General features: G+C 65.2%; 22 protein-coding genes. 12 read left to right on the forward strand and 10 right to left on the reverse strand.

The window, feature by feature from the left end:
* The first annotated feature begins 85 nt into the window (after nt 1–85).
* The 4 genes from BXE_RS39445 to BXE_RS39460 all read left to right on the forward strand — a co-directional run bounded on the left by BXE_RS39445 (nt 86) and on the right by BXE_RS39460 (nt 3,415).
* Nucleotides 86–1,492 carry an aromatic ring-hydroxylating dioxygenase subunit alpha gene (locus BXE_RS39445; protein ID WP_011493740.1) on the forward strand — a complete coding sequence of 469 codons (1,407 nt, stop codon included), beginning with the start codon at nt 86–88 and terminating at the stop codon, nt 1,490–1,492.
* Between the two features lie 32 nt (nt 1,493–1,524).
* Nucleotides 1,525–2,085 carry an aromatic-ring-hydroxylating dioxygenase subunit beta gene (locus BXE_RS39450; protein ID WP_011493741.1) on the forward strand — a complete coding sequence of 187 codons (561 nt, stop codon included), beginning with the start codon at nt 1,525–1,527 and terminating at the stop codon, nt 2,083–2,085.
* Between the two features lie 73 nt (nt 2,086–2,158).
* On the forward strand, nt 2,159–2,575 hold the full coding sequence (locus BXE_RS39455; RefSeq protein WP_011493742.1) for a VOC family protein: 417 nt from the start codon (nt 2,159–2,161) through the stop codon (nt 2,573–2,575).
* Nucleotides 2,576–2,635: 60 nt separating this feature from the next.
* Nucleotides 2,636–3,415 carry an SDR family oxidoreductase gene (locus BXE_RS39460; RefSeq protein WP_011493743.1) on the forward strand — a complete coding sequence of 260 codons (780 nt, stop codon included), beginning with the start codon at nt 2,636–2,638 and terminating at the stop codon, nt 3,413–3,415.
* 21 nt (nt 3,416–3,436) lie between these two features.
* Here BXE_RS39460 and BXE_RS39465 read toward each other — a convergent pair whose 3' ends face one another.
* Nucleotides 3,437–4,168, reverse strand: a complete 732-nt coding sequence (locus BXE_RS39465; RefSeq protein WP_011493744.1) for a DUF2889 domain-containing protein — start codon at nt 4,166–4,168, stop codon at nt 3,437–3,439.
* Nucleotides 4,169–4,278: 110 nt separating this feature from the next.
* On the opposite strand from BXE_RS39465, the gene BXE_RS39470 reads away from it, so the two are divergent.
* Entirely contained in the window at nt 4,279–5,079 is an 801-nt protein-coding gene (locus BXE_RS39470; RefSeq protein ID WP_011493745.1) for an SDR family NAD(P)-dependent oxidoreductase, read from the forward strand.
* An 89-nt stretch (nt 5,080–5,168) separates the two neighbouring features.
* Here BXE_RS39470 and BXE_RS39475 read toward each other — a convergent pair whose 3' ends face one another.
* Nucleotides 5,169–6,800, reverse strand: coding sequence for an ATP-dependent acyl-CoA ligase (locus BXE_RS39475; RefSeq protein ID WP_011493746.1), 1,632 nt, complete (start codon nt 6,798–6,800; stop codon nt 5,169–5,171).
* Between the two features lie 129 nt (nt 6,801–6,929).
* Here BXE_RS39475 and BXE_RS39480 point away from each other — a divergent pair, with 129 nt between their 5' ends.
* The 7 genes from BXE_RS39480 to BXE_RS39510 all read left to right on the forward strand — a co-directional run bounded on the left by BXE_RS39480 (nt 6,930) and on the right by BXE_RS39510 (nt 13,810).
* Nucleotides 6,930–7,736, forward strand: coding sequence for a TetR/AcrR family transcriptional regulator (locus BXE_RS39480; RefSeq protein WP_011493747.1), 807 nt, complete (start codon nt 6,930–6,932; stop codon nt 7,734–7,736).
* Between the two features lie 176 nt (nt 7,737–7,912).
* The gene (locus tag BXE_RS39485; protein ID WP_011493748.1) at nt 7,913–8,998 is read left to right on the forward strand and encodes an amidohydrolase family protein; all 1,086 of its coding nucleotides are present in this window, start codon (nt 7,913–7,915) and stop codon (nt 8,996–8,998) included.
* A complete protein-coding gene (locus BXE_RS39490) occupies nt 8,995–9,846 on the forward strand; it encodes a fumarylacetoacetate hydrolase family protein (RefSeq protein ID WP_011493749.1) in 852 nt (283 codons plus the stop codon). Before BXE_RS39485 ends, BXE_RS39490 begins: the two co-directional genes overlap by 4 nt.
* Before the next feature lie 13 nt (nt 9,847–9,859).
* A complete protein-coding gene (locus BXE_RS39495) occupies nt 9,860–10,762 on the forward strand; it encodes a 3-hydroxyacyl-CoA dehydrogenase (protein WP_011493750.1) in 903 nt (300 codons plus the stop codon).
* Complete coding sequence (locus tag BXE_RS39500; protein ID WP_011493751.1) at nt 10,759–11,943, forward strand: thiolase family protein; 1,185 nt, start codon at nt 10,759–10,761, stop codon at nt 11,941–11,943. Before BXE_RS39495 ends, BXE_RS39500 begins: the two co-directional genes overlap by 4 nt.
* Nucleotides 11,944–11,977: 34 nt before the next feature.
* A complete protein-coding gene (locus BXE_RS39505) occupies nt 11,978–12,487 on the forward strand; it encodes a carboxymuconolactone decarboxylase family protein (protein ID WP_011493752.1) in 510 nt (169 codons plus the stop codon).
* A 45-nt stretch (nt 12,488–12,532) separates the two neighbouring features.
* Nucleotides 12,533–13,810, forward strand: coding sequence for a cytochrome P450 (locus BXE_RS39510; RefSeq protein ID WP_011493753.1), 1,278 nt, complete (start codon nt 12,533–12,535; stop codon nt 13,808–13,810).
* Between the two features lie 86 nt (nt 13,811–13,896).
* On the opposite strand, the gene BXE_RS39515 is transcribed toward BXE_RS39510, so the two are convergent.
* From BXE_RS39515 to BXE_RS39550, 8 genes are all read right to left on the reverse strand, one after another.
* Complete coding sequence (locus BXE_RS39515; RefSeq protein WP_011493754.1) at nt 13,897–16,134, reverse strand: CoA transferase; 2,238 nt, start codon at nt 16,132–16,134, stop codon at nt 13,897–13,899.
* Between the two features lie 50 nt (nt 16,135–16,184).
* Nucleotides 16,185–16,508 (reverse strand): 2Fe-2S iron-sulfur cluster-binding protein, encoded by a 324-nt coding sequence (locus tag BXE_RS39520; RefSeq protein WP_011493755.1) that lies wholly within the window; start codon nt 16,506–16,508, stop codon nt 16,185–16,187.
* Nucleotides 16,509–16,550: 42 nt separating this feature from the next.
* Entirely contained in the window at nt 16,551–17,675 is a 1,125-nt protein-coding gene (locus BXE_RS39525) for an acyl-CoA dehydrogenase family protein (RefSeq protein WP_011493756.1), read from the reverse strand.
* Nucleotides 17,676–17,724: 49 nt separating this feature from the next.
* Nucleotides 17,725–18,528, reverse strand: a complete 804-nt coding sequence (locus BXE_RS39530; RefSeq protein WP_011493757.1) for a crotonase/enoyl-CoA hydratase family protein — start codon at nt 18,526–18,528, stop codon at nt 17,725–17,727.
* Entirely contained in the window at nt 18,525–19,598 is a 1,074-nt protein-coding gene (locus tag BXE_RS39535; protein WP_011493758.1) for an acyl-CoA dehydrogenase family protein, read from the reverse strand. Before BXE_RS39535 ends, BXE_RS39530 begins: the two co-directional genes overlap by 4 nt.
* A 5-nt stretch (nt 19,599–19,603) precedes the next feature.
* On the reverse strand, nt 19,604–20,752 hold the full coding sequence (locus BXE_RS39540) for an acyl-CoA dehydrogenase family protein (protein ID WP_011493759.1): 1,149 nt from the start codon (nt 20,750–20,752) through the stop codon (nt 19,604–19,606).
* 122 nt (nt 20,753–20,874) lie between these two features.
* A complete protein-coding gene (locus BXE_RS39545; RefSeq protein ID WP_011493760.1) occupies nt 20,875–22,188 on the reverse strand; it encodes an amidohydrolase family protein in 1,314 nt (437 codons plus the stop codon).
* Nucleotides 22,189–22,520: 332 nt separating this feature from the next.
* Nucleotides 22,521–23,363 (reverse strand): IclR family transcriptional regulator, encoded by an 843-nt coding sequence (locus tag BXE_RS39550; protein ID WP_011493761.1) that lies wholly within the window; start codon nt 23,361–23,363, stop codon nt 22,521–22,523.
* Between the last annotated feature and the right edge of the window lie 238 nt (nt 23,364–23,601).

A 23,601-nucleotide genomic window follows, 5' to 3' on the forward strand; every position in this document is an offset into this window, starting at 1 on the left:
ATTGCCCCTGGTTTCAAATACGTTTATGCACATATGTTGAAAATGTGTTTATATTGGATGCGAAGAACAACCGAAGGAGACAAGCATGTTGACTAAGTCCGGGCCGACACTGGCCGACGGAACCAAGGTCGCGGATCTCGTGAATCTCGAAACGCGCGAAGTGCAGATGCGTACATTATCGGATCCCGAACTTTACGAGCTGGAGATGGAGCGCATCTTCGGCAAGACCTGGCTGCTGCTCGGGCACGAGAGCGAGATTCCTGCCCAGGGCGACTTCATGGTGCGCGACATGGGCTCCGATTCGGTTCTCGTCACGCGCGACAAGGCGGGTGAGATTCATGTGCTGCTGAACGTCTGCTCGCACCGGGGGATGCGCGTGTCGACCGTGGATGCGGGCAACACGCAGATTCACACCTGCATCTACCACGGCTGGGCGTTCACGACCAATGGGTCGTTCCTCGGCGCGCCCGTGGAAAAGGAGTGCATGCACGGCAAGATCCGCTCGAAGGCGGAACTAGGCTTGAAAAAGGCGCGCGTGACGCTCTATGGCGGGCTCATCTTCGCCACCTGGAATATCGATGGTCCCTCGTTCGAAGACTTCCTTGGCGACGCGAAGTGGTATTACGACATGCTCTTCCAGCGTAGCGACAAGGGCCTCGAAGTGCTCGGGCCGCCGCAACGGTTCGTCGTGCGCGCGAACTGGAAGGCCGCGGGCGAGCAGTCCGCGGCGGATGGCTACCATACGCTGACGCTGCACCGCTGGCTGGGCGAAGTCGGCAACTACTCGCACGTCAAGGACAAGGATTCGGGCGCGAACGACCTGACGCAGCAGATGTACGGTGTCGAAATCAGCTCGCCGCACGGGCACGCGCTGCGTTGCCAGGACCTCGCGCGCAAGATCCGGCGCCTGACCGGCAAGGAGCCCGCCGATCTGACGCCCGAAGAGCGGTTCAGGGTGCTGCCGCCGCCCGGCATGACGGCCGACATGGTGCCGCAGTTGCTCCGCCATCTGGGCAAGGAGCAAATCGACGTGATGGCGTCGATGCCCCCCCAGGTCGGCGGCATCTTTCCAAACGTCCTGTTCGCGTTCCTCTATCTGCCGCAGCCCGACGGCTCGTCGCTCGGCGCAATCGCGCTGCATACCTACGTGCCGCGCGGCCCCGACAAGCTGGAATTCACGAACTGGGTCTTCGTCGAGAAGGACACGCCTGCCGACGTGCGCGAGAAGATGCGCAAGCAGTCGACGCAGTTGCTGGGCACGACCGGCATGGTCGAGCAGGACGACTCGGACACGTGGCCGCATATGACCCTCGCCGCAAAAGGCGCGATGGGCCGGAAGATGACGTTGAAGTACCAGGCTGCTTACGAGACCGGTGCGCCCGAGGGTTGGCCGGGGCCGGGCATCGTCAACGAAGGATTCACGAAGGACGACACGCAGTGGCATTGGTGGCAATACTGGCTGGAACTGATGACCGCCGACACCGACGCCTGAGTGGCCGCCACACCGTTCAAGGAGAACAATCGATGAGTGCAGTGAACGCCGGGATTGAATCGGCCGACGTGGGAGCACGCGTGCGGATCGGCTCGCCGGTCTACAACGGGGTGCTGGAGTTTCTGTACGAAGAGGCCGCGATGCTGGACGATCTCCGGCTGCAGGACTGGGTCGCGACGCTTGCGGAGGACCTGATCTATACCGCACCGACGCGGCAGACACGCCCGTTGGCAAAGCTCGAGCAAAGCGTGGTCCGTACGATGCAGCATTACGACGACGACTACCGCTCGATCCGGGGACGCGTGATGCGTCTCACCGAGACGAAGAGCGCATGGGCGGAGGATCCGCCGTCGCGCACGCGGCGCCTCGTGACGAACGTCCGGGTGTCCGAAGCCGGACGGCCCGGCGAGTACGAGGTGCGCAGCAATCTGCTCGTGACGCGCAGCCGCTTCAACTTCGATGCGTTCGATCTGGTCAGCGCGGAGCGGCGCGACCTGCTGCGCGCGCACGGCGAATCGTTTCTGCTCGCACGCCGCGAGATCCTGCTCGATCAGGTCGTGCTCGGTACACCGAATCTGGCGATCTTCCTCTGACGATCGCGAGCCTGCGCGGCGTCGTTCAGGTCGTCGAACCGTGTCGCGGGCGTTTCGATGCGAGGCAGCAGCGATGACTTTCATCCGACGGATGGACCACTTCACGGTGGTGACGGACAAGCTGGACGACACGCGCGCGTTCTACGAGATGCTCGGGCTGAAAGTCGGGCCGCGGCCCGACTTTCCGGTGCCGGGCCTGTGGCTTTACACGGCCGGACGCGCAGTGCTGCATCTCGTGGCGGTCGGCAAGATGCCGCAGCCGCGGCGTGGTGCGCTGGATCACATGGCGTTCTACGGTGAAGACATCGCCGCCACGCTGGCGCTGCTCCGGTCGAAGCGGATTCGCTATCGCCTGGTCCGGGCGCCCCGGCCGTTCAGCACCTGGCAGGTCTTCTTCGAGGACCCCAACGGCGTCGAGGTGGAAGTCGACTTCGATCCACAGGAGAGCGTCCCGCCGCACCTGAAGGACGGGGATGCGGCGGCAACGTAGTATCGAACGCGGGTCGGGGTCTCGCGAGGATCCGCGCGGCACGAAAGACGGGGAGCGCAAATGGATCTGGGAATCGACGGCCGCCGGGCGATTGTCTGCGCGTCGTCGCGCGGTCTTGGCAAGGCTTGTGCGCTTGCCCTCGCGCGCGAGGGCTGCGAGGTGTTCATCAACGGCCGTGACGAAGCGAGGCTCGGCCAGGCGGCGCGCGAGATCGAGCAGGCCAGCGGGCGCCGTCCGACTCCCGTCGTCGCCGATCTCGACTCCGATGCGGGACGCGCCGCGCTGCTCGCCGCGTGTCCGCAGCCTGACATCCTCGTGAACAACAATGCTGGCCCAGCGCCCGGCGAACTGGAGCAATGGGATCACGCGGCGTGGCTGGCGGCGCTCGAGGCGAACCTGCTCGCGCCTATCCTGCTGATGTCCGCTGTCGTTCCCGGCATGCGGACGCGCAAGTTCGGCCGCGTCGTCAATATCACGTCGGCGGTCGTCAAGTCGCCGCGCCTCGGCATGAGCCTGTCCACGACCGCGCGCACCGGGCTGACCGCATTCGCCAAGGGCCTGTCACGCGAAGCGGTCGCCGACAACGTCACGATCAACAACCTGCTTCCCCAGCATATCGACACGGACCGGCAGGAATACATGGCCCGGCGGATCATGGAGGACCGCGGGATCACCTTCGCACAGGCGCGCTCGCTTCAGGTGAAATCGGTGCGTGCGCGCCGGCTCGGCAGGCCCGAGGAATTCGGCGACGCCTGCGCGTTTCTCTGTTCGGCACAGGCATCGTTCATCTCGGGACAGAACCTGCAACTCGATGGCGGCTCGTATGACGGGCTGTTTTGAACGCGTGCCGGCGTGATCCGCTCAGGCGAATGCGAGCCACGCCAGATCGTCGGCACACAGGTCGGCGGGGCGGGCCGCGAAATCCAGTGTCGAGCCGACCACCCGTATCGCCTGCGGGGCCCGTTGCGGCTGCTGCACGAAACAGTTGCCGGCGGGCTGCGCATGAACCTGCGCGTCGAGGTTCATGCCGCGCCCCCTGGAAATGCCCGTGCCGCGCCTGAGCACGAGCGCGGCCTCGGCCTGCTCCGCGTCCAGTGTGCTCAATGCCCAGCGCGCCATGCCGTGATAGAGGCTCACGCCCGCATAGGGGGCGGGTCCTTCGATGACCGAACCCGCCACGTTCCATTCGAGGCAGGGGATGCCGTCGCGCGCTAGTGTCGGATGCGTGCGGTCGGCCACGCGCGCAGGCACGGCGACGTCGTATTGACGCCTCGGCGTGCCGCGCGAGGCCGCGGCGATCGCCAGCCCCGCCAGTTCGAGAAGATGCGTGCACTGGACGGTGGGATCGGTGATGCGCGTGACTTCGTGGCTGTTTCCGGCAAGCGGCATGCCGATCAGCGCCTCGAGCTGTCCGATTGCCTGCGAGCACAGTGTGTAGGGCTTGCGCGGCGCTTCACCGCCGATCTTCGAGACGCGGCCCCCGATGCCTGTCACCTCGACGCGGAAATGGTGGAAGTCGTCCTCGAGCGCTGCTCGCGTGACGGTCTGCGAGCCGTCCGTCCGGTTGCTGATGATGATGCGACGTCTGAACATGAAGGCGAACCCCGGAAAACGGATAGAGGACAGCGGCGTTCAAATGCTGACACCATTATCGTTAAAGTGTACGATATTGCAATATCTGTTCAATAACATGAGGTGACAGTATGGGACTGCTTGAGCAGCGAGTGGCACTCGTGACCGGAGCGGGCGGCGGAATTGGCCGCGGCGTTGCGCGCTCGTTCGGTAACGAAGGTGCAGCGGTGATTATCGCGGAGATCAACGAAAGCACGGGCCGCCAGGTCGAGCAGGAAATCCGCGAGATGGGGGGCCGCTCGCTGTTCGTCAAAACCGACGTCACGAGCAAGGCGTCGATTGAAGCAGCGGTGCGCAGTGCCGTCGAGCAGTTCGGCAGTCTCGACATTCTCGTCAACAACGCGTTTGTTCCGACGCCGAATGTGCTACTCGAAGAGAAGACCGACGAGATGCTGGAGCAGACGCTCACGACCTCGTTGTGGGCGACCTGGTGGGCCATGCGCGCCGCGTTTGTGCCCATGCGCGAGCGGCGCTGGGGGCGCATCGTGAACTTCTACTCGATCGACACCGAGACAGGCGCATGGCTCCATGGCGATTACAACACGGCGAAGGCGGGCATCGTCGGGCTGACTCGCAGCGCCGCATCGGAATGGGGACGCTTCAACATCACCGTTAACGCGATCGCGCCGACGGCAATGGGTGCGACCTTCTTCGAGCTGGCGGCGAAGAACCCGGAGTTTGCCGAACGCTCGGCCGCGGCGCGGCCGCTCGGGCGCAGCGGGGACCCGGAGCAGGACATCGGGCCTGCCGCGGTGTTCTTTGCGTCCGAGATGTCACGCTTCGTTACGGGCGAAACACTGCATGTCGACGGTGGCCTGCATCTTCCGGGGTACAACTCACGGCCAGCCGGGATCAAGCCGCGTGAGTATTGAGGCGACCTCCCGCAAATGCGGCGCGCCGGTCGATGCCGGCGCGCCGCGTTGGGGATGGGGTGAAGACGGGGCTCGCGCCCCGGAGCCGTTCAGCGCCTCGCCACCTTGATGCCGGTGGCTTCGAGATCCCAGGTATCCGGCGTCTTGCCCTCGTCTCGCAACTGGTACTTGAGAATGCGGCCTTGCGGGTTCTTGGGCAGTGTGTCGCGGAATTCGATGTAGCGAGGCAGCGCGTAATACGGCACGGCGTCAGTTGCCCAGTGAAACAGTGCTTCGGCCGTCAGCGCGGCATCCGGGTTGAGAACGGCTGTGACCTTGACGTCGTCCTCGCCCTTGTCCGACGGGACGGCATGCACGGCCACTTCGGCGATGTCGGGATGACGTGAAAACGCCGATTCCATCTCGAAGCTGGAAATGTTCTCGCCGCGCCTGCGCAGATAGTCTTTTTTCCGGTCGACGAAGTAGAAGAAACCATCGTCGTCGAACTTGCCAATGTCGCCTGTATGAAACCACAAGTTTCGCATCAGCTTGAGCGTGTCCTCCGGCCGGTGCCAGTAGCCCATGAACATCACGTCGGGGTGCAGTGGACGGCAGACGATTTCGCCTGCCTGGTTCGCGGGCAGCTCACGGTCGAGTTCGTCGACGATGCGTACGTCGAACTCGGGAATGCGCTTGCCCGAGGAACCCGGCGCCGCATACTCGCCGGCCGGCAGCGACGTGATCACGCACGCCTCGGTCAGCCCGTAGCCGTTGCCGCCGACCTGCCTCGCGCCGAAGCGCTCGCGCCATATCTGCTTGGTCGCTTCGGTAAACGGGTTGCCGCGAACCGTATGAATCTGTCCGTAGCATCGTTTCGCAGCTTCGTCGTCGGGCGCGTTGGCGAGCAGACCGCCCATGCCGCCGAGAATCGATGCGATGGTCGCGCCGCTGCGCTCGACCTCGGACCAGAATTTCGATACCGAGAAGCGCGGCACGATGGCGACGCGCGCGCCCACGAGTATGTTCGAGAGCACGCCGACCGCAAGCGCGTTCATGTGAAAGAGCGGCAGCGGCGTGATCGTGATGTCGTTCGCCGTTGCCGGGCCCGCCCGCAACTGCTGGCGCGCGAGATTGCACATGAAGTTGTAGCTGATCATGCAGCCTTTGGACGGCCCGGTCGTGCCCGAGGTATAGATGAGGCTCGCGAGGTCCCACGGATTCGGCTTGCGGCTGAGCGGCGTGTCGTCGCTGCCGCGGTGCTGGTCGAGAGGCGCGAGCGCGAGCGCGCCGCATTTCCTGACGGTGGTCGCGCCGCGATGCAGTACGCGTGTGGCTTCCTTGAGCTGATCGGCAATGGCCGCGATGCGTTCGACGTAATCGCCCTCGCAGATGACGAGCCGTGCACTCGCGTCGTCGAGCTGGTGACGCAGGAATTCGCCGCGCAGGGCGGTATTGATCGGCACGCTGACCGCACACAGCTTGTTGATCGCGAGCCATGTGATCACGGCGTCGAGATTGTTGTCGAGCATCGTGACGACCGTCTGGCCCGCCGTCACGCCGAGCTCGGCGAGCGAATTGGCAAGACGGGTGGACAGCCCGTCGACCTGTGCATAGGTGTACAGATCGCCCGAGAAGTCGAGCAGCACCCGGTCCGGATGTGCGGCAACGGCTCGATCGAGTGCCGCAATAACAGTGTCCTGTTCGCCGAGCGACCAGGTGTCAGACCTTCCAGTTCCTGCCATATCGTCGTCTCCGGTAGCGATGCGGGGACTTTGCCCCTTGATTCTGAAATCAGAATGGAATTCTAGTATTTACATCGTCGTCGTGGTCTGCGGATAAACCCGAACACTTTTTGCGAATCTATTCAAATTATGTCGAAAAATCTTACGCCGCCGAAGGCGGCCGCAGCAGTCCGCCATGCAACGGGCGACGCCAGGTCCAGCCCGGAACCGGTCTCCGCGAAAGGCCCGCGCCGCAATTCCCACACGAGCGACGGGGCTCCCAAGGCCAGGCGTCGCGCGGCGGTGAAGCGGGTCGAGGACGACGCGCCCGCTGCGCCGCCAACGCCCGCTCCAGCGCCGCGCCGGCGGCGCAGCAACCGGCGTTCCGGGCAGACCATCGAGAACATCTTCGCTGCGACGGAGAAGGTCGTGCTCGAGTCCGGTGCGGAACGCATCTCGATCCTGCAAGTCTGCGAAAACGCCGGTATTTCACGCGGTACCTTCTATCGCTACTTCGCATCGCAGGACGAACTGCTCGAAGGGTTTTCGCGGCACCGGCGCGAGCATTTCCACCGTATGGCCGTGGCGTTGCTGGAGTCGGACGAGGATCCCGACCGGCGTTTCCTCGCGCTCATTCACTATCTGCACGACTACCTGAGGGCCGGTAGCCCGCGGCGCCTGATCGTGGTCGCTCCCGAGTTCGCGCTGCGCTTTTACAAGCGGATTTTTCACGACTCGGCGATCCGCTTTCAGGTGCTGCTCGCGCCGGTGTTCGACGTCTGGGACGGTCGCCTTGGCGTGAAGCTCGATCGCGAGCTGGTCTGCGACCTGATCATCCGCTTCGTGATGAGCGAGCAGATCATCGACAGCGAGGCGGATCTCGACGAGATGCCACGCCGCATCGGACGGCTGATCGACGCGCTGCGTTCTGGCGGCCTGACACGGACGAGACGCTAGCTGACAACGCGTTGACAATTAAGTTAAACACATTTGCATTAAATGACTAATATTGGCATGATGACGACAGTCTGAGCGGCTTCGCATATCCGGTTGTCGTGTGTCCGGAGACGAGGCCCGCGCTGGACGGGTCTTTCTTCTACACATCTGCGCCATTACAGGCGCAAGGAGACAACATGCTCATCGACCTTCATGCTCACGCACCGCATCCGGGCTATTACAACCAGCACCCTCATTGGGGACCCTTTTTTGAACGGCACGAAGACGGCGACGTCAAGTTGCGCGTAGGCGACTGGATCCTCACGCTGGGTTCGCCCGAACGCAAGGCGCTCGTCCGCGCGGGGAAGGGGCCGACGGTCGAGGAGTATCAGGCGCGCTGGGCCGACCCGAAGGTGCGGCTTGCAGGCATGGATGCGGCAGGCCAGAACGCGCAGGTCGTATCGGTGCCCTCGCATTGCTACATGTACTGGGCAGAGAAAGAGTTCTCCGTGCCGTTCGCGACGAAGGTCAACGATACGTTTGCCGAATACTGTTCCGCGGCACCGGACCGGCTCATGTTCTGGGCGCATGCCGCGCTGAATGCGCCGGAACAGGCCGCGCTCGAACTGCGCCGGGCTTGCACCGAGCTGGGCGCGAAGGGGCTCGTGGCCGGTGGCGCGAATTTCGGCGGCCTCGAGTTCGATTCGCCCGAACTCGACCCGGTCTGGAAAGTGCTTTGCGATCTCGATCTGCCGATGTTCATTCACGGCTATAACCAGTCGGTCACCTGGGGCAAGAAGGCAAACGACGACCGTTACGAAACGACTGCGATCGTCGGCATGCAGTACGACGAGACGCGCTGTTTCTGGAACCTGGTGTGCGGCGGCGTGCTGGACCGCTTTCCCGGCCTGAAGGTCTACATCACGCACGGCGGCGGCTACGTGCCCTATCAACTCGGGCGCCTCGCGCAGTGCAACGGCAATCTCGACGTCGCGCACAACAAGAAGCCGGTGCTGGAGTACCTGAAGAACAACTTCTACTTCGACGTCGAGTTGCACGAAGTTCCGATGCGTCAGGCACTGATCGACATCATCGGCGCAGACCGCGTGCTGTACGGCAGCAACTTCGGCGGCAGCGACGCCGTGCGCCACGACCTGACCGAGGGGCTGCGGCTTTCGGACGACGACCTGCAAAAGATCCGCTGGAAGAACGCATGCAAGCTGCTGCATCTCGATCCTGCGAAGATCGGCGAGCCCGCGAAGAAGCAGGCGGTAAGCGCATGAAGCTCGCGCGTTGCAGCGACGGCGGCACGCCGTTCTGGGCCGTGGTCGACACGGCTCGCGCCGCACTGAGGCCGATCACCGGAGGCCCCGCGGACTGGGGGCCGGCGCTCGCGCGCGGCGAAGGAGAAAGTGCGTTGACGTTCACCGGAGCGCAGCGGCTGCTCGCGGAAGTGCGATTGCTTGCGCCGATCGAGCCCACGAACCGCGTCGTGGTGGCGGGCGCGAACTACGCGAAGCATCTGAAAGCCGATTTCGGCATGCGTAGCCACAGCCAGCCGGTCGCGTTCCTGAAGGCCTATGGCGCGCTGATCGGCGCGCACGACCCGATCCGCTACCCGCCACTCACGAAGGAGCTGGATCACGAAGTCGAGCTCGTCGCGGTGATCGGCGCGGAGAAGGTCGACCGCAACGATCCGCTTTCGGGCGTGCTCGGCTACACGGTGGGCAACGACGTGAGCGCCCGCGATCTTCAGCGCAGCGGTCCACCGGGTGTCGGAATGGACCTGTTCGCCGCGAAAAGCCAGGACCGGTCCACCGGTCTCGGCCCATGGATCGTGACGCGCGACGAATTTCCGGACGGCAGCCCCGTGCTGCGCATGACGCTCAAGGTGAACGGCGAGACGCGTCAGGACGCTTCGTGCGGCGAGATGACCTGGAACGTGGCCGAGCTGGTGCGCTTCGTCGACGAGCGCTCGAGCTTCGCGCCGGGTGACGTGCTATTCACCGGCTCGCCCGAAGGCACGGGTCAGGGCACCGGGCGCTTTCTCAATCCGGGGGACGTCGTGGAGGCGGAGATAGAGGGCATCGGCACGCTGCGCAACGTCGTGACGGTGATCGAATCAGCATGAGGGGAGAACAGGGATGACATTGAAGAACGACAAGGTCGTGGTGGCGGGCGCGGGGCTGATGGGCACCGGCATCGCTCATGCGTTCGTGAGTTCGGGTTTTTCGACCGTGCTGGTCGACACCGACGACAACGCGCTCGAGCATGCCCGTCAGGCAATCGGCAAGATACTCGACGACGGCGTGCGGCTCGGCAAGGTGCAGGCAGCCGACGCGCAAGCTGCGCTGAGCCGGTTGTCGATCGAGCTCGAGCTGAAGAAGGGCGCGGCGGGCGCCCGGCTGCTGGTCGAGACCGTGACGGAGAAGCTGCCCGTCAAGCAGGCGGTGCTGGCCGAGGCGGCGGCGGTGATGGCGGACGAGGCGCTCTACGCGACCAACACGTCGGCGCTCAGCGTGACCGAAATCGCGACGGCCGTGACGAAGCCGGAACGCGTGATCGGCATGCACTTCTTCAATCCGGTCCACAAGATGAAGCTGGTCGAGCTCGTGCGCGGGCTCGCGACGAGCGACGAAACGGTGGCCGGCGCGCGCGAATACTCGGACGCGCTCGGCAAGACCTCGATCATCGTCAACGAAGCGCCGGGCCTCACGACGAGCCGCATGTCGGCGCTGCTCGGCAACGAGGCCATGTGGATGCTCCAGGATGGCACCGCGAGCGCCGAGGACATCGACACCGCCTTGCGTCTCGGCTTCAATCATCCGATGGGGCCGCTCGAACTCGGCGACCTCACCGGCTGGGATACACGCCTGTCCGTGCTGAAGTATCTGCATCAGACGCTTGGCGAGAAGTTCCGGCCGTGTCCGCTCGTCATCAAGATGGTGGCGGCAGGGCGTCTCGGCCGCAAGACCGGGCACGGCGTCTATCGCTACGAAGACGGGCAGCGCGTACCTGGTTCGGGCCTCAAGGGGAGTGCGCTATGACACGTGACACACGTGACGTCGTCATCGTGGATGCCGTACGTACGCCGATCGGCAAGTTTCGCGGCGCACTCGCCGGCGTGCGTGCCGATCATCTCGGCGCGCTTGTCATCGATGAGCTGATTCGGCGCGCGGGCGTAAAGCCGCAGGCCGTCAACGACGTCGTATTCGGCTGCGTCACGCAGATCGGCGAGCAGTCGGCGAACATCGCCCGGACCTCCGTGCTCGGCGCGGGCTGGCCCGAGACCATTCCGGGCCTGACGATCGATCGCAAGTGCGGTTCCGGCGAAGAGGCGGTTCACATCGCCGCGGGCCTGATCGCGTTCGGCGCGGCCGATGTAATCGTCGCGGGCGGCGCGGAGAGCATGAGCCGCGTGCCGATGGGGAGCAACCGCGACCTGCACGGCGAAGCGTTCGGCTGGATGGCGAGCGAGCGCTTCGAGCTGACGAGCCAGGGCGAGGCGGCGGAGCGTCTGTGCGATTGCTGGGCGCTCACCCGCGCGCAACTGGACGCGTACTCGGTCGAGAGCCATCGCCGCGCGGCCGCGGCTGCGGCCGAAGGCTGGTTCGCGCGCGAGATCGTGCCGGTGCCGGTCGGCCAGGTGCGCGAGAAGTCGCTCGAAGGCGAGGCGGCGCTTTTCGCCGCCGACGAGACGATCCGTCCGGGGACCAACGCGGACAAGCTCGCCACGCTGAAATCGAGCTTTCGCAGCGACGGCCGCCTGACGGCCGGCAACTCATCGCAGATCTCTGACGGGGCGGCTGCGCTCCTGCTGATGTCGTCGGACAAGGCGCGCGAGCTCGGCGTGAAAGCGCGCGCGCGCGTGCGCGCGGTGACGACCGTCGGCTCGGACCCGACGCTGATGCTGACCGGCCCGATCCTGGCAACGTGCCAGGTGCTGGAAAAGGCGGGTCTCGGGCTGAGCGACATCGATCTGTTCGAGATCAACGAGGCCTTCGCGCCGGTGCCGCTGGTCTGGATGAAGGAATTTGGCGTGCCGCACGCGAAGCTCAACGTGAACGGCGGCGCGATCGCCCTCGGTCATCCGTTGGGCGCAAGCGGCGCACGCATCATGACGTCGATGCTGCACGAACTGGAGCGCCGTGGCGCCCGCTACGGTCTGCAGGCAATCTGTTGCGCCGGCGGCATGGGCACGGCGACGCTCATCGAACGGCTCGATTGAGCCCGTACGCAACGCCCGATGTCGAGGAGACGATATGGCCTTGCTGCCGCTGATTCCGCTGGCGCAGTTCCCGAATGAGCTTGCCGACGCGGTGCGACGCGGGCTGAGCACGCGCATGCTGAGCTCGACCACGCCGGTCCAGGTGTGGGCGCACCGCCCCGAAGTCGCGGCGGCCTGGCTTGCCGTGCTCGATCAGATGCACAACCACGGCGTGCTCGACGAACGGCTGCGCGAGCTCGTGCGACTGCGCATTGCATCGTTCACGACGTGCCGCGCCTGCCAGACGGCGCGCAAGTCCGCCACCGTGACCGACGCCGATCTGGCGTGCCTCGCGTCGTCCGACCCGCGCTTCAGCGAGGCGGAGCGCGCGGCGTTGCGGTTCGCGGAACTGTTCGCGGCCGATCCGCTCGCCATCGACGAAGCGATCTTCGCCGATCTCCGCGCGTGGTTCAGCGTGGCGCAGATCGTTGAACTCAACATGTTCTGCGCGCTGATGCTGGCGGGCGGGCGCATGACCCGGGCCCAGCAGGCCTATGAAGCGTGATTTGCGCGACGTGCAGCGCAAACGACAACACTAATGGAGACCGGAATGACCAGCCCCGCCAAGTCGAACGCACTCGAAAGTGCATTTGAAAGCACCGCGAGCAACTATCGCGGCAGCGATGTCGATCTGAACGCGATATATCGCGACATGCGCAGAAACTCGCCCGTGATCGCGCAGGATTTCATGGCAAGCCTCGGGGTGCCCAATATCGCAAAGCTCGACCCGAACCGGCCGACCTTCACGCTCTTCAAGTACAAGGACGTGATGTCCGTGCTGCGCGACGCGGCCAACTTCACGAGCGGCTTTATCGCCGAAGGGCTGGGGTCGTTCTTCGACGGCCTGATCCTGACCGGCCTGGACGGTGAAGCGCATCGCCGTGCGCGCGCGCTGCTGCAGCCGGTGTTTCTTCCGGAGGTGGTGAACCGGTGGCGCGAATCGAAGATGGAGCCGATCGTGCGCAACGAGTTCATCGGTCCCATGGTGCCGCAGCGGCGGGCCGACCTGATGCATTTCGGCCTGCATTTTCCGATTCGTCTCATCTATTCGCTGATCGGCTTCGCGGACGACCGGCCGGAACAGGTTGAGCAGTACGCCGCGTGGGCGCTGGCGATTCTGGCCGGCCCACAGGTCGATGCGCAAAAGGCTGCGATCGCGCGCAAGGCCGCGATGGAGGCGGCCGAGGCACTCTACGCGGCGATCCGGAGCGAGGTTGCCGTGGTGCGCGCGAAAGGCGCAGAGGGCGAGGACCTCATTTCCCGCCTGATCCGCGCGGAATACGAGGGGCGCCGTCTCGACGACCACGATATCGCGACGTTCGTGCGCTCACTGCTGCCGGCGGCGGGCGAGACGACGACGCGCACCTTCGGCTCGCTGATGACGCTATTACTCGAACGGCCCGCGCTGCTCGAGCGGGTGAAGGCGGACCGCAGCCTCGTGTCGAAGGCGATCGATGAAGCGGTACGCTTCGAGCCGGTCGCGACCTTCAAGGTGCGTCAGGCCGCGGTCGATACCGGCATCGGCGGCGTGTCCATCCCGAAGGGCGCGATGGTGCAGTGCATCGTTTCGTCGGCGAATCGCGACGAAGAGGTGTTCGAAAACAGCGAGACGTTCGACATCGATCGCAAGCCGAAGCCCTCGTTCGGGTTCGGATTCGGGCCGCACATGTGCATCGGGCAGTTCATCGCGAAGGTCGAGCTGCAGGTCGCGGTCAACGCGATTCTCGATCTGCTGCCGAACCTTCGCCTCGATCCGGACCGGTCGCCGCCGAAGATCGTCGGTGCGCAGTTGCGCGGGCCGGACGCCGTGCATGTGGTGTGGGACTGAGCGGTAGTCCGTCGACGCCGGGGGCGGGTGCTTCCCGGCGAACATTCTCGTGCTTCGACTCTCCGCGAGAATGTTCGCCTGCGTCGTCAGCCAGCGATGAGGCCAGCGCCGGCGAGCGCCTCGATCTCCGCCTCGGGCAACCCGAGCGCCGCCAGCACCTCGCGGCTGTGCTCGCCGAGCGCCGGCGCGGCACGCTCGGGCAGGGCGCGCGCGTCGCCGAGATTCCAGAAGGCGCCGATCTGCTCCAGCTGACCCTGGGTCGTGTGCTGTGCGCTCATCACGAGGTCTGCAGCGCGATTGCCGGGGTCGTCGAGAAACGCGTCGTGCTGGTCTTCGCGAACCACGGAGGCCGCAATGCCGGCGTCTTCGAGCAGGGCCTCCACGGCATACCGGTCGCGGGCGGCAAAGAACGCCTGCGCGTCGTCTTGCACGAGCTTCGCGAAGCGTATCTGCTCGTCATCCGTCAATGCCGCAACGGCGACCCAGCCGTCCTTGCATGCATACAGCCGGTGAAAGGACGACACGCCCGTCTGCTCGCGGTCGAGGCGGGCGAATGCGTCGACACCGCCATCGGCGTGAACCACCGTCTCGCCGGTGCTGAGAATCGTTGCGCCGAGCAACGACGCGGACGTCATCTGGCCCGCGCCCGTCCGGTCGCGATGATAGAGACCCAGCAGCAGCGCATAGGCGGATGCCAGCGCGGCGAGGTGATCGCAGACACCGAAGCGCAGCCACATCGGCGGATTGCCGTCGCCGCCGTTTTCGACTTCCCAGCCGCATGCGGCCTGGAAGAGCTGGTCGAAGCCGGGCCAGTCGGCGCGTGCGCCGGCGGGTCCGTACGAGCTGATATGACAGCCGACGAGGGCGGGATTGGCGGCGCGCAGGCTCTCGTAGTCGAGACCGAGCTTGCGCGCGGCCGGCAGGCGCATGTTGTGATGGAACGCGTCGGCCCAGCGCGCGAGTGCCTCGACGACCGGCCGGATGCGCGGGTCCTTCAGGTTCAGCGCGACGCTGCGCTTGCCGCGCTGGCAACCGCAGAAGACGCGGTCCAGGTAACGCATGACGTCGCCGCTGGTCGGCTCGACCTTGATCACGTCCGCGCCGAGGTCCGCGAGCAGCATTGCGCCGAACGGTCCCGCGAGATACGCGCCGAAGTCGAGAATACGGATTCCTTCGAGGGGCGGCGCGGTCGCGGCGCCGGCCATCGCGGCGGTCGGTCGGGGCGCCAGCGTCTCGAACACGGCTTGCGTGTCCGCGCCCAACGGACGCAGACCGTCGTGAGCGACCCTGGCGGGCGGCGTGACCGAGTAAGCGGGGCCGGGCTGCAGGGTCATGCCGAACTGCGGGTCGTCGACCTCGGCGATATACCCGTTCACGCGCGCCTGTTCGTCGAAATAGACCGCGCCAAAAGGCGCGGCGGGCTGTGCGGCGACGTCATGGGCCCACAGGTGTTCCAGCCATTCGCGGGCAGGGCGCGTCGCGAAAATCTCGCGGTTGGCGCCGAAGTTCGGCGCGGTGTGGTTCTTGCCCCAACGGGCGTTGGCTGCCGCGACGCCATCCGGGCCCAGTGCGTCGAGGGCCTCGCGCATGTAGGGCGCGGCGTCGGGTGCGTAATGGACATGAATCCATTCGCCGTCCGAACATTGGTGAATGGCGACAGCGACGGACTTGTCGAGACCCCTGGCGAAGGACGCCGAGGGGGTTTCGGCGCGTGCCCAGTGCATCGTCATGGGAATCAGTGCGCCCTGGGCGAGGCTCGTGTGCGCGGGGCCGACTCCACGCCCGCGCCCGCGCTGGATCAACCGCGCGACGACGCCGATCGCGCAGAGCCACGCCGTGCAGAAACTCGCGTACGGCATGCGGATGAAAACCGGACCCGCTCGATGACCGGGTTGCTCCGCCATCAGGCCGAGCCGCGCGAGCACAAGCGTTTCGCGCGGCGGCCGCTCGGCGTCGGGGTGGCTCGACGGCCAGCCCGACGCGGCGGAGACGATCAGGTGTGGAAAGCGCGTGCGCAGGGCGGCATCGTCGAGACCGCGTGCGCTCGCCTCGCGAGGCGTGAACTCGTGGATCAGCACGTCCGATGCGGCAAGCAGCCGGTCCAGCGACGCACGGTCTTCGGCGGTCGCAAGGTCGAGCACGACGCTTTTTTTACCGCGGTTCCACACCGCAAAGCCGGGGCTGCCGCGCAGCGGCGCGCCGCCGGGCGGCTCGATCTTGATTACCTGCGCACCCGCTTCGGATAACTGCAGCGCTGCGACCGACCCGGCTGCACCCGCTGCAAGGTCGAGCACCCGCACGCCTTGCAGAATTCCCTTCGACATGTTCGGCCTCCGTGAGGCACGCGCAATGACCCGCTTGCACGCCGCCTTCGTCAGATTTGCGTGGCGGGCAGATGGACCACCAGCCCGTCGAGTTCGGCGCGCATCGTGAGCTGGCACGACAGGCGGCTATTGGCGCGGCGCGGCTCGGCGGTGCTGTCGAGCATCGCATCCTCCATTTCGTCCATGGACGGCAGCCTGGGCTGCCACGCCTCGTCGACGAAAACGTGGCAGGTGCAGCACTGGCATGCACCGCCGCAGTCCCCGCTGATTCCGCCGATGCCCCGTTCGAGCGCGATCTGCATGAGCGTGACACCGTCGGCCGCCTCGACTTCGGTCGTGACGCCATCGTGTGAGGTGAATGAAACTTTGGGCATGGGAGAGTCCTCTGTTGGGTTGCCGTTGAGCGAGCGGCATGGTCAAAGCGAGCGACCGATGATTTCCTTCATGATTTCCGAGGTACCGCCATAGATACGCGCGACGCGCGCATCCACCCACGCACGGCTGATCCGGTATTCGCTCATGAAGCCGTATCCGCCGTGCAATTGCAGCAGCTCGTCGAGCAGCTTGCCTTGCAGCTCGGAGCCCACCAGCTTGCACATCGCGCCGACCTCGGCGGTCAGCTCTCCGCTCATGGCCTTGCCAAGGCAATCGTCGACGAACGCGCGCAGCATCGTGGCCTGTGCCTTGACCTCGGCGAGCTTGAAGCGTGTGTTCTGAAAGTCGAACAGCCGCTTGCCGAACACCTGACGATCACGTGTGTACCCGACGGTTTCGTCCAGCAGCGAGTCGATGGAGGCCGCCGCGCGAATGCCGATGATCGTGCGCTCCCAGGCGAGCTGATGCGTCAGGTAGCGAAAGCCGTTGTTTTCCTCGCCGAGCCGGAATCCGGCCGGCACGCGGACGTTGTCGAAGAACAGCTCCGCCGTGTCCTGCCCCTTGAGCCCGATCTTCTCCAGCAGCTTTCCCCTGGAGAATCCGGGCATGTCTTCCTCGACACAGATCAGCGTCAGGTCCCTGGATTGCGGATCGAGCTTGGTCGCGGTCACGACGAGGCCGGCATTGCCACCGTTCGTGATGAAGGTCTTCTGGCCGTTGACGATGTAGTCGTTGCCCTCGCGCTGAGCGGTCGTTCGCATCGAACGCAGATCGCTGCCGATGCCGGGCTCGCTCATCGCGATTACGCCGACCAGCTCGCCCGCCGCCATGCGCGGCAACCACCGGCGCTTCTGCTCCTCGGTGCCGTAGGCGACGATGTAGGGCGCAACGATCTCCGAGTGCGTCGTGAATCCGACTGCCGTCGCATTGACGCGCGCCAGTTCCTCGATCATCACGGCCGAGTGGCCGAAGTCGCCGCCGCTGCCGCCATACTCCTCCGGGACGGTAGAGCAGAGCAGGCCGATTTCGCCGGCCTTGCGCCAGAGTTCCTTCGGCACGATGCCGGCGTGTTCCCATTCGTGCAGATGCGGGACGATTTCGTTTTCGATGAAACGACGCGCCTGCTGGCGGAATAGTTCGTGATCTTCCCGGAATACGGTTCGCATGTCGGTTATCCTGCGATTCAGTCGGTCTCGTGTAAGGACGGAGCGCGTGCTAGCGGTCCGTGAATTGCGGCGCGCGCTTCTCAAGAAACGCGTTGACCGCTTCGAGGTGGTCATGCGTGTGATGCGCGAGGGCCTGATACGCCGCCGACATCTCCAGCAGCGAATCGAGGCGCATGTGCTGGCCTTCCCGCAGCAGGCGCTTGGTGAGCCGCAGCGCGTGCGACGCATTGCCGGCGATGCGCTGCGCGAGGCCCAGCGCATGCGTGATCAGCCGGTCGGCGGGTACTACTTCGGCGACAAGCCCCCATTCCAGTGCCTTCGCGGCGTCGATCGTTTCGCCTGTGAACGCCATGAGGCTCGCGCGCTGCATGCCGATCGCGCGCGGCAGCAGCCATGCGCCGCCGTCGCCCGGCACGATGCCGACCTTGACGAAGCTCTCGGCGAACAGCGCCTTGTCCGATGCAATCCGGATGTCGCACATGCAGGCGAGATCGAGCCCCGCGCCGATCGCCGGTCCGTTGATCGCTGCGATCACCGGCACGTCGAGCTCGTAGAGCGCCAGCGGAATGCGCTGGATGGTGTTGCGGTAGCTCTCGCGCAGATCGTGCGGCGAACCGGCGAAGATGCCGCCGCGCTCGCGCATGTCCTTTACGTTGCCGCCCGCGCAAAACGCGCTACCTTCTCCGCTCAGCACGACCGCCTTGACGGTGCGGTCCCGCCGCACCCGGTTGCACAGCTCGACCAGCTCGTCCATCTGCGCGGGTTCGGACAGCGCGTTGCGCGTTTGCGGGCTGTTCAGACGCGCGCTCAGCACGGCGCCTTCATGCTCGACGATCAGAAACGGTTCGGTCATGCTGCGGCTCCTTTGGTCTGAACGTACCGGTCGAGCCGGCCGGCGGTGATGGCGGGCCACAGCGCCGGCGAGCCTCCGGCGCAGATCGCCGTGCCGAGCCGCTGCGCCCATGCGGTGGTGTTGCCGAATTCGCTGCGCCACGACCACAACCGGCGCGTGGAGGAATGCAGTGCGTGTTCGTGCGTGAAGCCGATGGCGCCGTGGACCGTGTGCGCGATCGCCGCGCCGATGCTCGCCGCCTCTCCGGCGCAGATCTTCGCGGCCGCGATCGGCAGCATCGCGAAGCAGCCAGCGCCGTTGAGCGAGCTGGCGAACGCACATTCGGCGGCCACGGCGGTTGCCGCCGCGTGTTCGGCCAGCACGGCGATTTGCTGCTGCAGCGCCTGGAACGAGGCGATGGACTTGCCAAACTGCACGCGCTCGGTCGAGTAGCGGACGGTCAGATCGACGATTGCCTGCAGGGCGCCCGCAATCTGCGCACAGCGCAGCATCGCGCCGCCGAGGTGTAGCGCGTCCGGCTGAAGATCGGACGGAAGCGGGGCGCAGCTCACGCACGCTGCGCGCTCGAAGCGCAGCTCGTCGCGCGGCTCGCCCGCGGTATTGAGACGCCGCGTGCACTGCGCGTCGCCTGCGTCGAGCAGGACGACCATGGGCTCGTTCGCGCCGGCAATCGCCACCACATGCCGTACTTCGCGCCCCCAGGGCACATCGACCAGCGTCCCGCTGACACGGCCCTGGGCCAGCGTCAACCGGCCACTGCCAGCGATGCCGAGGGGCGCGTTGATTGCATCGAGACCGCACTCGCCGAGCAGCGCATTCGCGAGCAGCGTTTCGGGCAGCGGCGCAGGCAGGCAGTAGCGGCCCGCGACGCGCACGACACCGAACAGATCGTCCCAGCTTGCGCCCGCTCCGCCGGCGACTTCCGGCGCGGCCGCGACGGCGAAGCCCGACTCCTCGAGGGCGCTCCACAGCGGTGACGACCATTCGCCGGCTTCACAACGATGCAGCAGGTCGGGCGTGACCGTATCGATGAGCACGCGCTCGATCGTAGATTCAAAAATTGCTTTCATGGCCGTTACCGAAGTCCAAGTCCGCGGGCGATGATGCCCCGCAGGATTTCGCGTGTGCCGCCTCGCAGCGAGAACGAAGGTGCCATCTGCATGAGGTAGGCGAGCACGCGCGCGTGATCGGAGCCGCCCGCGGTGCTGGGCGGGACATCGAGCAGCAACTGCGCCACTTCGGGAATCTCCTGCTCGAATGCAGTGCCGAGATCCTTCACGCAGGAAGCGGCCCACGCGGGATTGCGGCCCGCCGCGAGCTCCGCCGTGACCGACAGCGACATCTGCCGCAAGGTGAACAGGCGCGCAGCAAGGCGGCCGATCTCGCGAGCCTGCAGCGCGTCGGGCCGCTTGCCGATGGCGTCGATCATCGTGTGCAGCAGGGCGATGCTGCTCAGGAAACGTTCGGGACCGCTGCGTTCGAATGCCAGTTCTGCCGTGACCTGTTCCCAGCCCTGGCCCTCGGTGCCGATCAGCGCGTCGGGACCGAGCTCGACATCGTCGAAAAAGACTTCGTTGAAGTGCTCGCCGCCGGCCAGGTCGCGAATCGGACGGATTGTCACGCCCGGCGCCTTCAGGTCGATGACGAACTGCGACATGCCTTCGTGACGCGACGCCGTCTTCGCGGCGGTTCGCACCAGCGCGATCATGTAGTGGGAATAGTGCGCGTTGGTTGTCCAGAGCTTGTGCCCGTTGAGCACCCAACCGTCGCCGGCGTGCTGCGCATGGGTACGGATCGAGGCCAGGTCGGAACCCGAGTTCGGCTCGCTCATGCCAATGCAGAAATAACTTTCGCCGCGGCAGATGGCCGGCAGATACCGTTCGCGTTGCGCGTCGGTGCCGTAGCGCAGGATCAGCGGACCGCTCTGGCGATCGGCGATCCAGTGCGCCGATACCGGTGCGCCGGCGGCGAGCAGTTCCTCGATGACGACGTAGCGCGCAAACGGTCCGGCTTCTCTGCCGCCATAGCGCTTCGGCAGCGCCATGCCGATCCAGCCGCGCTCGCCGAGCTTGCGGCTGAACGCCGGGTCGGCGCCCATCCACGATTCGGCGCGCTGCAAGGGCGCCCGGTCGCACAGCGCATCGGCAAGGAACTCACGTACCTCCTTGCGTAATGGTTCGTCATCCAGAGGAATGGGGTGATAGCGAAATTCAGTAACGGACATGGTGCGATCAAGGCGCGGGTACGCGGGCGCCGCCTGCCAGGCAAGGCGCTTCGGTCTCGTTTGACGAAGGGCGCAGCGAGGTCCACGGACACCATCGTGGCCTCGCTGCGCAAGAGGAGCGTCTACAGTGCGGTCTGCGCGTCGGCGGCGGCGAACATGCGGTTGATGTCCCCCGAGGTTACCGGCTTGTTCGGGTCGCGCACCGGCGCCGCTCCACCCAGGCCCAATGCCGGTTCTATGCTGACATGCTTCGCCTGGGCGCGCAGCGCGCCGACGGTGCAGTTTTCACGGCCGAGAATCGCGAACGGATCATAGGAGAACTCGCGCATCGCGTTCAGGTGCGTGATGCGGTTGATGACGTCGTCGGAGATGTTCTGCGCCGATGCCTGTTCCCAGAATACATCCGCCGAATTCGGCCATGTGCAGTCCGAATGGGGGTAATCGCACTCCCATGTGACCTTGTCCAGGTTGATCGAATCGAGATTCTTCAGGCCGAACCTGTCCTCGATGAAGCAGGTGATGAAGTGCTCGTTGAAAATGTCGCTCGGCATCTTGCCGCCGAAGTTCGACATCGTCCATGCGTGATGGTGACGGTGCGTGAAGTCCGCGCGCTCCAGCAGGTACGGAATCCATCCGATGCCGCCTTCGGACAGCGCCATGCGCAGCCTGGGAAATTTCTTCCACATCGGCGCCCAGATCCAGTCCGCCGCGGAGTTCGAAATCGCGATCGGCATCGACGTGATCCAGGCGTCGATCGGCGATTCGTCGGATGCATGGGCCGCTTTCACACCGGTGCCGATATGGCAGCAGATCACGACGTCGTTGTCCGCGCAAGCCTTCCACAGCGGGTCCCAATAGTCGTTGTGGATCGACGGATAGCCGTGAACAGTCGGGTTGTCCGAGAGCGTCAACGCATGCACACCCTGTTTGGCCAGCCGCTCGACTTCGGCCGCGGCGGCCTGCATGTCCCACCACGGCGTGAGCATCAGCGGAATGAAGCGGCCGGGTGCTGCATTGCACCAGTCATGCAGATGCCAGTCGTTGTAGGCCTGGATCGCCGCAAGCGAAATATCGCGGTCCTCGTGCACCTGAAAACGCTGGCCCGCGAAGCCGGGGAAAGTCGGAAAGCAGAGCGAGCCGAGCACGCCGTTCGCGTTCATGTCATCGACGCGCGCCTTGATGTCCCACGTGCCACGACGCATGTGTTCGTAGCTGAGCGGCTCCATGCCGTACTCTTCCTTCGGACGCCCAACTACCGAATTGAGCCCCATGTAACCCGTCGCCTTGGCTTCGAATTCCCAGACGTCGCGGCCGCCGCGTTGGACGACCTTTGGTTCGCGGCCTTTGTATCTGGCCGGCATGTGATGGGCGAATGCGTTGGGCGGCTCGATCGCATGGTCGTCCACGCTGACGAGAATGAGGTCTTCCAGTTTCATCAGGGTTCCCCGTGTTGGTGGCAATCGCAAGGGATTGCCGGGTGGAAGTGAGTGGGTGTCCTGAAATACTAGATAAGAAGTTATACACAATCAACAGTTATGTACATTTTATTGGCGGAAAAGGCTGGTTTTCAGGGTTAACAGGGAGACGGAATGGCAACAAACAGCGCGGCGGGTGCATGTACCGCAGGCGTGTTGTCGCGACGGTACAGGGAATTGGCGCGCCGTCGATCACGACGGCGGAGGGCGGAACTGGCGTGGGCGGGAGAATGTTGCGGTACCGGCGTTCGACACGCTTGCCTGGCCGCAGCGAGGCTGTGGCCAGGCTGGTTTCAAAGGAGCACTGATTCGAGCCTCTGTCCCAGTTCGCGGACGGCTTCGCCCAGCGCGTCGACCTGTTCGTCGGCACGGTCGCCGCGGATCATCACGGTCGATACCGTGAATACGATATTGCCCGCGCGATCGCATACCGGGGCTGCAATCGCGCGCACGCCGGTGGCGAAGTAGCCGTCGTCGCTCGCCCAGCCTCGCCGGCGCGCGCGGTTGACTTCGCGCTGGTAGGCTTCGAAGGACATGGGCCGGACCCAGCGCAGCCTGGCGAACTCCGCACGCATCTGTTCCTCGGTGAAATCGAGTTTCGCGGCGAACAGGCGGCCACTCGCACCCATGAGGATAGGGAGCCGCTGGCCGGCGGGCATGCCGATATGTAGATCGGTCGGACTCGACTCCGAGCAGACGAGCACGATGCGGTCGGTGCCGAGCCGACGCCATAGCGTGACCGTGACGCCGAACTCGGCGGCGAGATCGTGCATGAGCGGCGCGGCGAGCTGCAGCTTTTGCCCTTGCGTGACGAGCTGCTCGACCAGCCGCGCGAGCCCGATACCCGCCGAATACGTCTTCGCGAGCGGATCGAAATCGACCACGTCTTCGGCCACCAGCGTGCGAAGAATGTTGAAGCACGTGCTGGGATTGATCTTGAGGTGACGCGCGATGTCCGTCGCGCGTTCAGGCGTGCCGGTCTGCGTCAGGTAACGCAGGATCTGGATGGCGCTCGCCACCGGCTTGACGATGACGGCATTCGTTGGGCCGTTCTTGCGGAGTTCAGGTGCGGGGACGGTTGCCGGGGCGGTTTCGGCTACCTCTGTTTTCTGCGCGGTTGCGGTGCTTTTTCTCATACCTGGGCGTAGCGGCCTGATAAATGCTGGCGGACGTAGGGCGGCGCACCGCCGATAGCTGGCTTCTGTCCCGCGAGGACAAGGCGCGCGTCGTTTCGGCGTCGTGCCGGGTTCATTCTAAAGAAAGGTCTTCGTATTCTGGATGGAGAATAAATCAAATCCTGTGATTCCGTTCATAGTGCTTACCCGAGCGGAAATCCGGCGCATCCTGTGCGCCTGATTGCACACCGGAGGTTCG

It is taken from the genome of Paraburkholderia xenovorans LB400 (assembly GCF_000013645.1).
GTDB lineage: Bacteria > Pseudomonadota > Gammaproteobacteria > Burkholderiales > Burkholderiaceae > Paraburkholderia > Paraburkholderia xenovorans.